Source organism: Affinibrenneria salicis (assembly GCF_008710095.1).
Genome location: NZ_VYKJ01000001.1, coordinates 1,062,072 through 1,075,128 on the forward strand (window position 1 = coordinate 1,062,072; position 13,057 = coordinate 1,075,128).

General features: G+C 54.6%; 12 protein-coding genes, 1 tRNA gene and 1 pseudogene. 11 read left to right on the forward strand and 3 right to left on the reverse strand.

The genetic code is table 11. The features are described 5' to 3' along the window. Nucleotide 1 precedes the first annotated feature (1 nt). On the reverse strand, nt 2–1,630 hold the full coding sequence (locus FJU30_RS04695) for an ABC transporter substrate-binding protein (protein ID WP_150433418.1): 1,629 nt from the start codon (nt 1,628–1,630) through the stop codon (nt 2–4). 690 nt (nt 1,631–2,320) lie between these two features. Here FJU30_RS04695 and FJU30_RS04700 point away from each other — a divergent pair. The 11 genes from FJU30_RS04700 to FJU30_RS04750 all read left to right on the forward strand — a co-directional run bounded on the left by FJU30_RS04700 (nt 2,321) and on the right by FJU30_RS04750 (nt 11,813). Then, nucleotides 2,321–3,088 carry a VOC family protein gene (locus FJU30_RS04700; protein WP_150433417.1) on the forward strand — a complete coding sequence of 256 codons (768 nt, stop codon included), beginning with the start codon at nt 2,321–2,323 and terminating at the stop codon, nt 3,086–3,088. A 127-nt stretch (nt 3,089–3,215) separates the two neighbouring features. Continuing rightward, nucleotides 3,216–4,028, forward strand: a complete 813-nt coding sequence (gene proC / locus FJU30_RS04705) for a pyrroline-5-carboxylate reductase (RefSeq protein ID WP_150433416.1) — start codon at nt 3,216–3,218, stop codon at nt 4,026–4,028. A 210-nt stretch (nt 4,029–4,238) separates the two neighbouring features. Continuing rightward, complete coding sequence (gene gpt / locus FJU30_RS04710; protein ID WP_150433415.1) at nt 4,239–4,697, forward strand: xanthine phosphoribosyltransferase; 459 nt, start codon at nt 4,239–4,241, stop codon at nt 4,695–4,697. Between the two features lie 344 nt (nt 4,698–5,041). Further along, nucleotides 5,042–6,292, forward strand: coding sequence for an esterase FrsA (frsA, locus tag FJU30_RS04715; protein WP_150433414.1), 1,251 nt, complete (start codon nt 5,042–5,044; stop codon nt 6,290–6,292). 60 nt (nt 6,293–6,352) lie between these two features. Further along, nucleotides 6,353–6,742, forward strand: a complete 390-nt coding sequence (gene crl, locus FJU30_RS04720) for a sigma factor-binding protein Crl (RefSeq protein ID WP_150433413.1) — start codon at nt 6,353–6,355, stop codon at nt 6,740–6,742. Nucleotides 6,743–6,874: 132 nt separating this feature from the next. Then, nucleotides 6,875–7,978, forward strand: coding sequence for a glutamate 5-kinase (gene proB / locus FJU30_RS04725; RefSeq protein ID WP_150433412.1), 1,104 nt, complete (start codon nt 6,875–6,877; stop codon nt 7,976–7,978). Nucleotides 7,979–7,987: 9 nt separating this feature from the next. Further along, on the forward strand, nt 7,988–9,241 hold the full coding sequence (gene proA / locus FJU30_RS04730) for a glutamate-5-semialdehyde dehydrogenase (protein WP_150433411.1): 1,254 nt from the start codon (nt 7,988–7,990) through the stop codon (nt 9,239–9,241). A 195-nt stretch (nt 9,242–9,436) separates the two neighbouring features. Continuing rightward, nucleotides 9,437–9,512: transfer RNA gene (locus tag FJU30_RS04735), tRNA-Thr, on the forward strand. A gap of 175 nt (nt 9,513–9,687) precedes the next feature. After that, nucleotides 9,688–10,902 carry a tyrosine-type recombinase/integrase gene (locus FJU30_RS04740; RefSeq protein ID WP_150433410.1) on the forward strand — a complete coding sequence of 405 codons (1,215 nt, stop codon included), beginning with the start codon at nt 9,688–9,690 and terminating at the stop codon, nt 10,900–10,902. Nucleotides 10,903–11,228: 326 nt separating this feature from the next. Continuing rightward, nucleotides 11,229–11,429 (forward strand): helix-turn-helix transcriptional regulator, encoded by a 201-nt coding sequence (locus FJU30_RS04745; protein WP_097514319.1) that lies wholly within the window; start codon nt 11,229–11,231, stop codon nt 11,427–11,429. A 108-nt stretch (nt 11,430–11,537) separates the two neighbouring features. Further along, a complete protein-coding gene (locus FJU30_RS04750) occupies nt 11,538–11,813 on the forward strand; it encodes a hypothetical protein (protein WP_097514318.1) in 276 nt (91 codons plus the stop codon). Nucleotides 11,814–12,647: 834 nt separating this feature from the next. Here FJU30_RS04750 and FJU30_RS04755 read toward each other — a convergent pair. After that, nucleotides 12,648–12,857, reverse strand: a pseudogene (locus FJU30_RS04755) (IS630 family transposase); the annotation flags it as partial. 39 nt (nt 12,858–12,896) lie between these two features. Continuing rightward, nucleotides 12,897–13,057: integrase core domain-containing protein (locus tag FJU30_RS04760; protein ID WP_150433409.1), on the reverse strand; the 161-nt coding region annotated here is incomplete at its 5' end.

Genomic DNA, 13,057 nt, shown 5'->3' on the forward strand with positions numbered 1-13,057 from the left:
CTTAGCCCTCCAGCCAGGCGTCGTGCCAGCTGCTGGACGGCCAGCGGGCGTTGTTGAGCGCGTTTTTCAGTTTTTTGTTCACCACGCTGTAGAACTGACGCTCAATCGCGAACCAGACCGGGAATTGCTCGTTGGCTTCCTGCACCAGTTGGGCGTACAGCGCCCGGCGTTTTTGCGGATCGATTTCCGACGCCGCGTCGTCGATCAGTTTATCGATGGTATCGGACTGCCAGCCGTACTGATTGGTCCAGGGCGCGCCGGCCGGACTGCCGGAACGCAGCCAGACGGTGGTCGACACCGCCGGATCGCCGCGGTATTGGTGCCAGCCGGTGGCGATATCGAAATTGTGTTCTTTGTAGACGGCGGACAGCGAGCCGGCGTAATCGTAGTTGGTGATCTCAACCCCGATGCCGATCTCCGCCAGCGATTGCTGAATAAAGGTGGCGAACAGCGTGACGTCCTCGCCGTTGGTGATCGGCACCAGCTTCAGCTTAAAGCGCTGGCCGTTGGACGCGCGGCGGTAGCCGGCCTCGTCCAGCAGGGCTTCCGCTTTCTGCCGGTCGAACGGGTAGGGCTGCTTACTGTCGGCCGGGTAGAATTTGCTGGAGATCGACGGGATGATGCCGGTTGCCGGTTTACCCTGGCCGTAGAGAAAGTTTTCAATAAAGAATGGAATATCGATGGCGTGCGCGATCGCACGCCTGACGCGCACGTCGGCAATCTCTTTACGGCGGAAGTTGAACTCCAGCGTGTTATTAAACACGTTGGCTTCCGAGCCTTTTGACGTGACCTCGAAATCGGGGTGGTTTTTCAGCCGATCCAGATCGGCCAGCGAGATCTGCGAGTAAGCGCTGAGCTGCAACTGGCCGGTTTCCAGCGCCGCGGTGGCGGCGGATTTATCGGTGATGATGCGCCACAGGATGCGCTCAATATAGGGCTGATCCTTACGCCAGTAGTCCGGGTTGCGGGTGGCGATAATGTACTGACCGCGTTCATACTGAACGAATTTGAACGGGCCGGTACCGATGGGCGCGGTATTGGCCGGATTTTCCAGCACGTTGCTATTTTCATAAACGTGGCGCGGCACCACGTAGCCCAGATCGGCCAGCGCGCGCAGCAGCAGTTCGATGGGCATCGGACGCGAGTAGTGGAACACGGCGGTATGGTCGTCCGGCGTATCGACGCTCTCCAGATGCTGCTGTAGCGCCGTACTGTAATTCAACTGCTTTTTCCACAGCTCCAGCGCGTTATATTGTACGTCTCTGGCGGTAAACGGCTGACCGTCGTGCCATTTCACCTGTTCGCGCAGTTTGAATGTAATGGTTTTACCGTCCGGCGTGGTGTGCCATTCGGTGGCCAGCTGTGGAACGATATTTCCCTGCGCGTCCAGATCCACCAGCGACTCAATGATTTTACTGGTGACGATATAGACGCCGGTGGAGGCGCGCAGCGCCGGGTTGAGGATACGCTGCTCGGCCGCGATATGGACGCTCAGCGTACCGCCCTGAACCGGCGCGCCGGCCGCGCCGCCGCCTTTAGCGGTCGTCGCCGCCGACAGAAATGAACTAAACGGCAGCGAGGCGGCCAGCGCGCTGGAGGAAATAAGCAAACGTCTGCGGGTGATATTCATAGCGTTCCCTGTTTAAAAAAGAAAAAGGTTCGGACAACAACGAAGTTAAAGGCAGATATTATCGTGATGGAAATGTTAATTTGTTCTATGACATCAGCGAATTAGAATATACAACAGGGGGTTTTATTAGTGATTTTTTTAGCTAAGTTAAGCTAAAAAAAGCATTAAGAAATCGGGGTAATTGAATTTCTAATGCTGGGATGGATCGCGCGATACCCAACCTAATTCAAGTGGCAGGCAGACGGTGACGCCGCGACCAATTCGTCGGCGACGAATTGGTTTAGCCAATGGCTGAGCTTCGATGAGAGGCGGAATGTCGCTCATTAACCCCCGACGTCTTCAGTATTAACTGATTGATGTTAAATACAAATTTTTCTACAGGGGTTGAGCGCCGCTGGCGGCGGCTCTGCAAGGGCGAACCCGATGAAGGGCGCGAATAACCAAACCAACCCACCTGCAGCCTGAAGCAGGAAGGGATATATCCTGAATAAACCGGGGCGGCAAAGCGGCAGGCGAACGAGCCGATACCCTGACGGGGGCGGGCGAAAATCCGACTGGCGACGATAGCCAGCAGCGTCGCCTTCAGGGAACGGCCGGGAAGGGGCTGGATAATCGGGCGCGGCCACGCAGCCGCCGTATGGCATATTATGGCGGACATAAAAACGAATTAAATCAAACACAGGAACAGATATGGCAAATTTATTGTGGGATCATGCGGTGCATTATGTAAATAACCCGGACGAGGCCATTACGGCGTTTACCGGCCATCAACTGCTGGCGGTGCGCGGCGGAGTGCATCCGGACTGGGGCACGCATAATGCGCTGAGCTACTTTGGCCTGACCTATATTGAGTTTCTCAGCATTTACGATGCGGATAAACTGGCCGAGGTGCAGGATTCATTTCTACTGTCGCGCGATGCGCTCAAACTGCTGCCGGCGCATCAGGTGCTCAATCGGGTGGCGCTGCGCAGCGCCGATATCGATGCGACCCACGCGACGCTGGCGCGTCAGGGTCTGTCGCTTTCGCCGATTCTTGACGGCAAGCGTCATGACGCGCAGGGCAACTTAATCGAGTGGCGCATTTTCACCATTGACGGCAGCTACCAGGGCGTGGCTTATCCATTCATTATCCAGTGGGGCAATCCTGACGAAGAGCGTCTGAAACTGCTGCGGCAGCGCGGTCTTGACCGTCCTCATCCGGCCGGCGCGGTCACCATGGCCGCGGCGTTGTTCGACGTTGAACAGCCGCAGGCGGTGGCGGCGCACTGGCAGCAGCTGTTCGGTCTGGCGCGCGATCCGCAGGATCCCGCTCGCCTGCTTATCGGCGAAGAAGGACAGCGGTTTATCTTCCGGCATGGTTCGCTGAACCGGCTGTCGGCCATCCAGCTGCGCACCGACCATCCTGAGCTGGCGGGTTCCAGCCTGCGGATTGGCGACGGGGAATACCAGTTTGTCTGATGTTCGCCTTGCGGCTGCCGGCGGCTGATGAACGTCTCCCCGGCGGGGTAATCCGGGGAATGCGGTGCGGCGGCCAGTGCGGGGACGGATTTATTGCGGTTATCGTGGTGTGGATTCGGGACGGTTTATGACCAACAAAATAGGTTTTATTGGCTGCGGCAATATGGGCAAAGCGATACTGCTGGGCCTGCTTTCCAGCCAGATAGTAAAGGCGCGGCAGATTGTCGGCTATGACATTCGCACGGAAATCACCGACGAGCTGGCGCGTCAGCATGGCGTTCTGACCGCCGACGGCTCGGCGCAGCTGGCGCAGCAGTGCGATATCATTTTTCTGGCGGTTAAGCCGGACGTGATCCGCACATCGCTGGGCGAGATCGCCGGGGTGCTCAAACCGCGGCAGATACTGATCTCTATTGCGGCGGGCATTACGCTCGACGCTATCAGCGCGGTGGTGGGGCCGGATAAAAAAGTGGTGCGCGTGATGCCGAATACGCCGGCGCTGGTGCGGGAGGCGATCTGTTCGCTGACGCCCAATCAGCACGTCACGCCGGACGAATTTTCTCAGGTGGCCCGCCTGTTTAGCAGCATCGGCCGCTACGAGCGCGTGCCGGAGTACCAGATTCATGCCGTTACCGGCGTGAGCGGCTCGGCGCCGGCCTTTGTGTTTATGCTGATCGAAGCGATGGCCGATGCGGCGGTGGCCGGCGGCCTGCCGCGCAAACAGGCCTATCAGTTCGCGGCGCAGACGGTGTTGGGCTCGGCTAAAATGGTGCTGGAAACGGGGCTGCATCCGGGGGAACTGAAGGACAATGTCTGCTCGCCCGGCGGCACCACTATCGAAGGCGTCGGCGTGCTGGAGGATAAGGGATTTCGCGCGGCGGTTATGCAGGCGGTGCGGGCCAGTACGCATAAATCGATCCGGCTGTCGCAGGGCGAGTAGCCGGACTGTCCGCCGGGAACGCGCGGTGTCGATCGGCGTCCGCGCGTCAATGAACCGGCGGCGCAGCCGAAACGGCGCGCCGCCGGTTGAAAGCGAGCGATTGTTCGCATCAACGCTGGTTTTTATGCCCCTGTAAATCTATAATCTCGCGCAACCTTTTTCCCCCTCAGACTCTGATTAAGCCACTTCCATTTGGCCGGGATATTATTTATGAGTGAAAAATACGTCGTTACCTGGGATATGTTGCAAATTCACGCGCGTAAGCTGGCGCAGCGTTTACTGCCGTCTGAACAATGGCAGGGCATTATCGCAGTCAGCCGCGGCGGGCTGGTGCCGGCCGCTTTGCTGGCGCGTGAGCTGGGCATTCGCCACGTGGATACCGTGTGCATTTCCAGTTACGACCATGATAATCAGCGGGCAATGAAAGTTCTGAAACGCGCTGAGGGAGACGGCGAAGGGTTCATCGTGGTGGACGATCTGGTCGATACCGGCGGCACCGCCAAAGCCATCCGCGATATGTACCCGAAGGCGCATTTTGTGACTATCTTCGCCAAGCCCGCCGGCCGGCCGCTGGTCGACGACTATATCATCGATATTCCGCAAAATACCTGGATCGAGCAGCCCTGGGATATGGGCGTGGCGTTTGTGCCGCCGCTGGCCAATCGATAAGCGCGCCGCTGGCACGCTGTCGCTAACGATATCCGTCCCCGTCGCGTGCGGGATGATGACGGCGAGCGGATCCGGGCGGACTGGATAAACCCAAACGACGGGGCGTCAGATTCGTCCGGCGCCCGATGCGACCCCGGCCTGACGCCTCCCGATGGCCGGACAACTGCGGCGCGCATCACGTTTTCGGTCTGCCCGATGACCCGCGTCAACGCCCGTTTTGTTCGCCGGGCGTTTGTTTTATTCGCCTCAGCGAGATCCCGGTTTGTTTTCCGTCCGAATAGTTAGGTACACTCTGTGTCTTGCTATGCTCCGCCCTTGTCGGGCGATGATTAATGGAGGCCGCAGTGGCTCGAGCCAATCTGAGCGAAACTCTGTTTAAACCCTCGTTCAAACACCAGGAAACATCGACGCTGGTCAGGCGTGCGCGCTCTTTACAGCCCGACGGCGGTATGCACTCGGCGCTGGAAGGGAAAACGGTCCACAGTTGGTATCGCATGATCAACCGGCTGATGTGGATCTGGCGCGGGGTCAGCCCGTTGGAGATCGAAGAGGTGCTGGCGCGTATCGCCATCAGCCAGGCGGAGCGCAGCGACAGCCATTTGCTGGATACCGTGGTGGGCTACCGCAGCGGGAACTGGATTTATGAGTGGGTTAAGCAGGGCATGCAGTGGCAGCAGCGAGCGACAGATTTGCCGGAGTCGGAAGACGCCGGGCAGTGCTGGCTCAGGGCGGCTAATCTGTATAGCATCGCCGCTTATCCTCACCTGAAAGGGGATGAGCTGGCAGAGCAGGCGCAGACGCTGGCCAACCGCGCATACGAAGAAGCGGCTAACTACCTTTCCTATGAACTGAAAATATTGACTTTTCCTGTCGACGGCGCGTCGCTGACCGGTTTTCTGCATCTGCCGGGCGACGACGAAGGCGGGCCGTATCCGACCGTTCTGATCTGCGGCAGCCTGGACATGCTGCAAAGCGACTACAACCGCTTTTTCCACGATTATCTGGCGCCGGCGGGCATCGCCATGCTGACTATCGATGTACCTTCGGTCGGCTTCTCTTCCCGCTGGAAGCTAAGCCAGGATTCCAGCTACCTGCATCAGCAGGTACTCAAAGCGCTGCCTGATATTCCCTGGGTCGATCATTTGCGCGTGGCCGCATTCGGTTTCCGCTTCGGCGCCAATATCGCGGTGCGGCTGGCCTATCTGGAAGCGCCGCGTCTGCGGGCCGTGGCCTGCGTGGGGCCGGTGGTGCATCATCTGCTGAGCGACGCGCAGCGTCAGCAGCAGGTGCCGGACATGTATATGGATGTGCTGGCCAGCCGGCTGGGCATGCCGGATTCGGCGGACGCCGTGCTGAAAACCGAGCTGGGCTGCTATTCGTTAAAGACCCAGGGCCTGCTGGGCCGGCGTTGTTCGACGCCGATGATGACCGGCTACTGGGAAAACGACGTGCTCAGCCCGAAAGAGGAGTCTTGCCTTATCGCCAGCTCTTCCGCTCAGGGCGAGATGCTACAGGTGAATGCCCCGCCGTTGTACCAGGGATTCCAGCAGGCGCTGCAGAAAATCAGCCGCTGGCTACAGGTTAAATTGGCCTGATTTATTGACAAATCCCCCTGGTTTGCCAGAAATAGTATTTACCTTGTGGAGATTGAGTGAATGATGTTAGCAAATGGACACCCTAAGATCAGGTTGATAAAGAGTTTTGCCGCCTTAGGGCCCTACCTGCGCGAAGGGCAGTGCGAAAGCAATTATTTCTTTTTTGATTGTCTGGCGGTCTGCGTCAACGTTAAGCCGGCGCCGGAAAAACGCGAGTTTTGGGGCTGGTGGCTGGAACTGCGTATCGAAGATCAGCAGGCAACCGGCTCGTATCATTTCGGTCTGTACGATAAGGCCGGCGACTGGCGCGAAGAGAAAATCAAAGACGCCGCGGTGCGGGAAAAAGTGGAAGCCGCCCGCCTGAGCTTTCACGAACGGCTGGAAGCACTACTGAACAAAATGGATCCCGCGTATACTCTGACGGAGCAGGCGCCATCCTCCTCGCATTGATCGATCCGGCGGTCTGCGGAAGGCGGCGTGCCGGCGCGTCCGCCGCCTGAACAGTGACGGGGATAGCGCCCGTCTCCGGTTACGACACCCTGTATAAATTCTTTTTTGATTAACACCAACGGCAGAAAAATTATGAGTGGCAGCCAGACCCTGGTTGTGAAACTGGGCACCAGCGTATTGACGGGCGGTTCGCGCCGCCTGAACCGCGCGCATATTGTGGAGCTGGTGCGTCAGTGCGCGCAGCAGCACGCGGCGGGGCACCGCATTGTGATAGTGACTTCCGGGGCGATTGCCGCCGGACGTGAACATCTCGACTATCCGGAACTCCCGGCGACGATCGCCTCGAAACAACTGCTGGCGGCTGTGGGGCAGAGCCGCCTCATTCAGCTGTGGGAGCAGATGTTTTCCATTTATGGCATCCATATCGGCCAGATGTTGCTGACGCGCGCCGATCTGGAAGACCGCGAACGCTTTCTCAACGCGCGCGACACGCTGCACGCGTTGCTGGATAGCCGCATTGTGCCGGTCATTAATGAAAACGACGCTGTCGCCACGGCGGAAATTAAAGTCGGCGACAACGATAACCTGTCGGCGCTGGCCGCCATTCTCGCCGGCGCCGATAAACTGCTGCTGTTGACCGACCAGGCCGGGCTGTACACCGCCGACCCGCGCAGCAATCCGGATGCGGAGCTGATCCGCGAAGTCAGCAGCATCAGCGATGCGCTGCGCAGCGTGGCGGGCGACAGCGTCTCCGGTCTCGGCACCGGCGGCATGTCGACCAAACTGCAGGCGGCGGACGTGGCCTGCCGCGCCGGCATTGATGTGGTGATTGCCGCCGGCAGCCGGCCGGGCGTGATTGCGGACGTGGTGGCGGATGTCTCGGTCGGGACGCGCTTCCACGCGCTGGAAGCGCCGCTGGAAAATCGCAAACGCTGGATCTTCGGCGCGCCGCCGGCCGGCGAAATCACCGTGGACGACGGCGCGCTGAAGGCGATTGTCGAATGCGGCAGTTCGCTGCTGCCGAAAGGCATTCGCGCCGTCACCGGCGACTTCTCGCGCGGCGAAGTGATCCGCGTGCGCAGCCTGAGCGGCCGCGACGTGGCGCATGCCGTCACGCGCTACAACAGCGATGCGCTGCGTATGATCGCCGGGCACCACTCTCAGCAGATCGCCGACATCCTCGGCTATGAATACGGTCCGGTGGCCGTCCATCGTGACGATATGATTATTAATTAAGGAACGCATATGCTGGAACAGATGGGTAAAGCGGCGAAACAGGCATCCTGGCAGCTCGCCGCTCTCAGCTCGGCGCAGAAGAATCATGCGCTTCAGGCCATTGCGGATCTGCTGGAAGCGGAAAGCGCCGACATTCTGGCGGCCAACGCGCTGGACCTGACGCAGGCCAGAGAGGCGGGCATGAGCGATGCGCTGCTTGACCGCCTGCAGCTCACCCCTGAGCGCCTGACGGCGATAGCCGGCGACGTGCGCCAGGTTTGCCGCTTGACCGATCCGGTGGGCGAAGTGATCGACGGCCGCACTCTGGACAGCGGTCTGCAGCTTGCGCGCCGCCGCGTGCCGCTCGGCGTGGTCGGCGTGATTTATGAAGCGCGTCCTAACGTTACCGTGGATGTCGCCTCGTTGTGCCTGAAAACCGGCAACGCGGTCATTCTGCGCGGCGGTAAAGAAACCTGCCGCACCAATGCCGCCACGGTAAAGGTCATCCAGCAGGCGCTGGCCCGCTGCGGTTTGCCCGCCGCCGCGGTGCAGGCGATTGAAAGCCCGGATCGCGCGCTGGTCAACCAACTGCTCAAACTTGATCGCTACGTGGATATGTTGATCCCGCGCGGCGGCGCCGGCTTACACAAACTGTGCCGCGAACAGTCGACCATCCCGGTCATTACCGGCGGCATCGGCGTATGCCACATCTTCGCCGATGACAGCATCGACTTTGACAAAGCGCTTAACGTTATCGAAAACGCCAAAACGCAGCGCCCCAGCACCTGCAACACGGTGGAAACCCTGCTGGTGCATCAGGCGATAGCCGCCGAATTCCTGCCGGCGCTCAGCCAGCGCATGCAGCAAAAGGGCGTGACGCTGCACGCCAGCCCGCAGGCGCTGCCGTATCTGCAGGCCGGCCCGGCCAACGTGGTGCCGGTACAGGCGGCGGACTACGATGACGAATGGCTCTCACTCGACCTCAACGTCGTGCTGGTCGACGATCTGGCGGCGGCGGTGGAGCATATCCGTCGGCACGGCACGCAGCACTCAGACGCCATTCTGACCCGCTCGCTGAGCAATGCCGACCGCTTCGTGCGCGAGGTGGACTCCTCGGCGGTCTATGTTAACGCCAGCACCCGCTTCACTGACGGCGGCCAGTTCGGCCTGGGCGCCGAAGTGGCTGTCAGCACGCAAAAACTACATGCGCGCGGCCCGATGGGACTGGAAGCGTTGACCACTTATAAATGGGTTGGCTACGGCGACGATCTCTGTCGGCCGTAACCGGCGGGTTATAAAGCGGAAAGTTATAGGATTCCCGCCTGTTATACTGCAAACCAGCAGCGGGAATCTTTATTTAAAACAAGGTGCTTATAAAATCGGCAGACGGATGCGCAGGACTTGACTTAGCTTCCCGTTTTCACTAGTTTGTCACCCCGTAGTTCATCGTCACTCATCCGCAGAGACGATCCCAGCAAAGCCGATATAGCTCAGTTGGTAGAGCAGCGCATTCGTAATGCGAAGGTCGTAGGTTCGACTCCTATTATCGGCACCATCCTATCTATTTTAACGTCTCCCTAAGTCTACTCAAACACCCTTAAAACCCTTATAATACGCGGTTTCACGGCCCTTATTGTCTCTGCTCGTCTACTCACGTTCACAGAAATCTACGCTGAGTTGGGGGTATCGGTGGGGGTATTCGCTGTTCGGTATAAAGGAGATACCCCCAGATGAAGCTCAATGCCAGACAGGTCGAGACTGCCAAGCCCAAAGATAAACCCTACAAGATGGCGGATGGTGGTGGCATGTATATGGAGGTGTTCCCGAACGGCACCAAAAGCTGGCGCATGAAATACCGTATCGCAGGTAAAGAAAAACGTGTGGTGTTTGGCGTCTACCCGACCATTACCTTAGCCGATGCCAGAAGCAAAAGAGATGATGCTAAAAAGCTGCTGGTTAATGGCGTTGATCCGAGTGCGTTTAAGCAAGAAAGCAAACAAGCCCACATTGAAGAAGTCAAAAACACCTTTCAGCAAATTGCTCTCGAATGGCACAGCATGAAAGTGAAGAAATGGTCTGCGGGATATGCCTCTGACATTCTTGAAGCTTTTAACAAAGACGTTTTCCCGTTCATTGGTCAACGCCCTGTTGCAGACATTAAGCCGCTGGAATTGCTAAACGTGCTGAAAAAGATGGAAGACCGAGGCGCGACCGAGAAAGCCAAGAAAGTGCGTCAACGCTGCGGCGAAGTGTTTCGCTATGCCATCGTGACAGGCAGAGCCGAGTATAATCCCGCGCCAGATCTCACCAGTGCCATGCAAGGGCATGAGTCTACACATTACCCGTTCCTGACCACTGAAGAGCTTCCTGCTTTCTTTAAAGCCCTTGCTGGCTACTCTGGCAGTGAATTGATGGTGCTGGCAGCGAGATTGCTGATCATTACTGGCCTGAGAACAGGTGAATTGCGCGGTGCGTTATGGTCTGAAATCGATACCAAGAAAGCGCTATGGGAAATTTCTGCTGAACGCATGAAAATGCGCCGCCCTCATATCATCCCGCTATCTACCCAAGCGTTAGCCATTATCGAACAGATCAGAGCAATGACGGGGCAATTTCCTTTACTGTTTCCGGGACGCAATGACCTAAGTAAGACCATGAGCGAAGCCAGTATCAATCAGGTATTTAAGCGAATTGGCTATACAGGCCGGGTTACGGGTCACGGCTTCCGTCATACCATGAGCACCGTTCTTCATGAACAGGGCTACAACACCGCATGGATTGAAACCCAACTGGCGCATGTTGATAAGAATGCTATCCGTGGCACCTACAACCATGCGCAATACCTCGACGGCAGACGTGAGATGCTGCAATGGTATGCCGACTACATGGTAAGCCTTGAGAACGGAAGTAGTGTGGTGCAGGGAGCGTTTAATCGGCGTGGGTAAGGATAACTGCTGATGAAAGAAGGGCTATGTCTTAACGGGCATAGCCCTTTTTCTTGGCTAAAGCAGATAAGAATTAAGTCAGAATTTAAACTGACATTTATTAACTAATTGATTAATATGAAAATTATAAAATACCTTAAAACAGCAAAATAAATAGCACTTATTGCTAAATCACTCTACACCCCGCCCAGTGACAGCTCTCCCGCCATTTCATCTGTTTTTGTTTAAAAAACACTCAATTCGAGTTCAATTCTGATTTTCCGAGGGTTGAACGTCATAAGCGATCTGAAGATACTACATTCATCAAAACAACAACGGAGAAATATATGACAACAAGAAAACTTATTCGCTTGCCAGAAGTGATGAATAAAACAGGATTTAGCAAAGCATGGATCTATAGGCTTATTAGTAAGGGTGATTTTCCTAAGCCGATTAAGATTGGAATAAGAGCCTGTGCCTTTATTGAAAGTGAGATTGATGAATGGATTGAACAACTGATCTATTCATCACGCAATACAGCAGCATAATAATATATGGGTAGTATGTAAAAGCAATATAAAATATAACAATCCCTATTAAATAATACATGAAAGTGTAGGGGGATATTTACTTAACGATTAAATAAGGAACCAAAAATGAAAAAAGAAAATAAATGTAATAGTCAGAACTCAGCAGAACTTACAGCATTGTTAGAATACTCTCGCTTTACCAAGAAAGTACTCGCGAAGCCTGCTAATGAAGTATTCGATCTATTTACTGACAAATACTATATGGAAACCGTTTACGATGAGATTATTGATAAAACGAAGAAGAGCATTGATCAAAGTCAGCATAGATATATAGATTTTGAAGAGGTTAGAATAAATATAATGTGCATGCATACAGAGGCCATTATGATTTGTTATATGTAAAAATAAAATAGCTCAAAATGGATTTATAGCGTTTAGAGATTTTATATGAATAATATTAATAGCTTAAGCAAAAGGTCAGATTTATATCTGACCTTTATTAGGTTTGCTATCAATAATGATTTTGTGAAATATTTCCTCTCTTCCTATTGACTATTAAAATATAAGATCTATAAAAAGTAAAGATACAAAAAAAGCCAGATATTAAATCTGACTTTTTAAGGACTAAAAAAGTTTTCGCTGACTTTTTTAAGTCTTGTAATCAGTTAGAGGAATAACGTGATTACAAATATAATAAAGTATTAAATAATCTTTTCATATTTGTCAAATCTAAACCTTAGCTTTTTACAAGTCTTTTAAATACCATTTTCAGAATCCTTTTTAGTTCTCAAAAACAATAACGTTAAAACCTATTGTATCAGGTGCGATCATACGAAGGTCCCTCAAGTGATGGTGAAGATCGAGTTATTGTAGACAGCGGTTAACCGGGAGCGATGTTGTCAGCCTGAATCGCCTTACCTAAAATTTATAAAGCGTTATAGCTTCTTTAGTAAAACGAGAAGCGCTTAAAAGATCATGGTAAGGTTTGCGCGGGTCGCGGGGGGGAGTATCAGACTGGAAACGGTTTGAATACTTTTTGAGTAATCAAAGCGCAATGAGCATTCTTTTTTCCTTTCTCTATCTCTTTAGCGATTTTTATTTTCGCATGGGGGGAGGGGGGGGAATGCTCCAAGAAAAACTAAGTTTTCCTAACGGAAAACTACTACGACTGAAAGTCGCCATCTAAAACCCCAGAACCTAAGCTGATAAAATTCTAAATAGCTGCGCTGAATACCGCTACACTTTTGCCAGTCCATGTTTCCCGCCGGGGAATGGACTGACGGTTTCCATAAAGCGATGAACCTTTCTCAGCAACTGCCACATTGAACGGCACTGGTGGTTGCGGGTTACCGTGTCGTGAAGCGCCTGCCATAATCGCTCAACATGGTTCACCCACGGCGAGTAAACTGGCTGATAAATCACGCTGAACTTCGGGTTTGCCTGCAGGGTAATCCTTCCATTTTTAGCGGAGGTCATAAGTAGAGTTTACGCAGCACGTAATATATGCTGCTTTGGTGTGTATCCACCCAGTGCCATATTGGGCCTTTCGTGATTATAAAACCACTGCCATTCCGTTGCATACTGCTGTAATTCATCCAGTGATGAAAATAGATATTGTCCCAGCCAGTCATAGCGCACTGTCCGGT

Coding starts and splice junctions, on each gene's coding strand:
- FJU30_RS04740 (WP_150433410.1), top strand. CDS start 9,688: ATGAAGCTCAATGCCAGACAGGTCGAGACTGCCAAGCCCAAAGATAAA.
- FJU30_RS04750 (WP_097514318.1), top strand. CDS start 11,538: ATGAAAAAAGAAAATAAATGTAATAGTCAGAACTCAGCAGAACTTACA.
- proA (WP_150433411.1), top strand. CDS start 7,988: ATGCTGGAACAGATGGGTAAAGCGGCGAAACAGGCATCCTGGCAGCTC.
- proC (WP_150433416.1), top strand. CDS start 3,216: ATGACCAACAAAATAGGTTTTATTGGCTGCGGCAATATGGGCAAAGCG.
- FJU30_RS04700 (WP_150433417.1), top strand. CDS start 2,321: ATGGCAAATTTATTGTGGGATCATGCGGTGCATTATGTAAATAACCCG.
- gpt (WP_150433415.1), top strand. CDS start 4,239: ATGAGTGAAAAATACGTCGTTACCTGGGATATGTTGCAAATTCACGCG.
- proB (WP_150433412.1), top strand. CDS start 6,875: ATGAGTGGCAGCCAGACCCTGGTTGTGAAACTGGGCACCAGCGTATTG.
- FJU30_RS04745 (WP_097514319.1), top strand. CDS start 11,229: ATGACAACAAGAAAACTTATTCGCTTGCCAGAAGTGATGAATAAAACA.
- crl (WP_150433413.1), top strand. CDS start 6,353: ATGATGTTAGCAAATGGACACCCTAAGATCAGGTTGATAAAGAGTTTT.
- FJU30_RS04695 (WP_150433418.1), bottom strand. CDS start 1,630: ATGAATATCACCCGCAGACGTTTGCTTATTTCCTCCAGCGCGCTGGCC.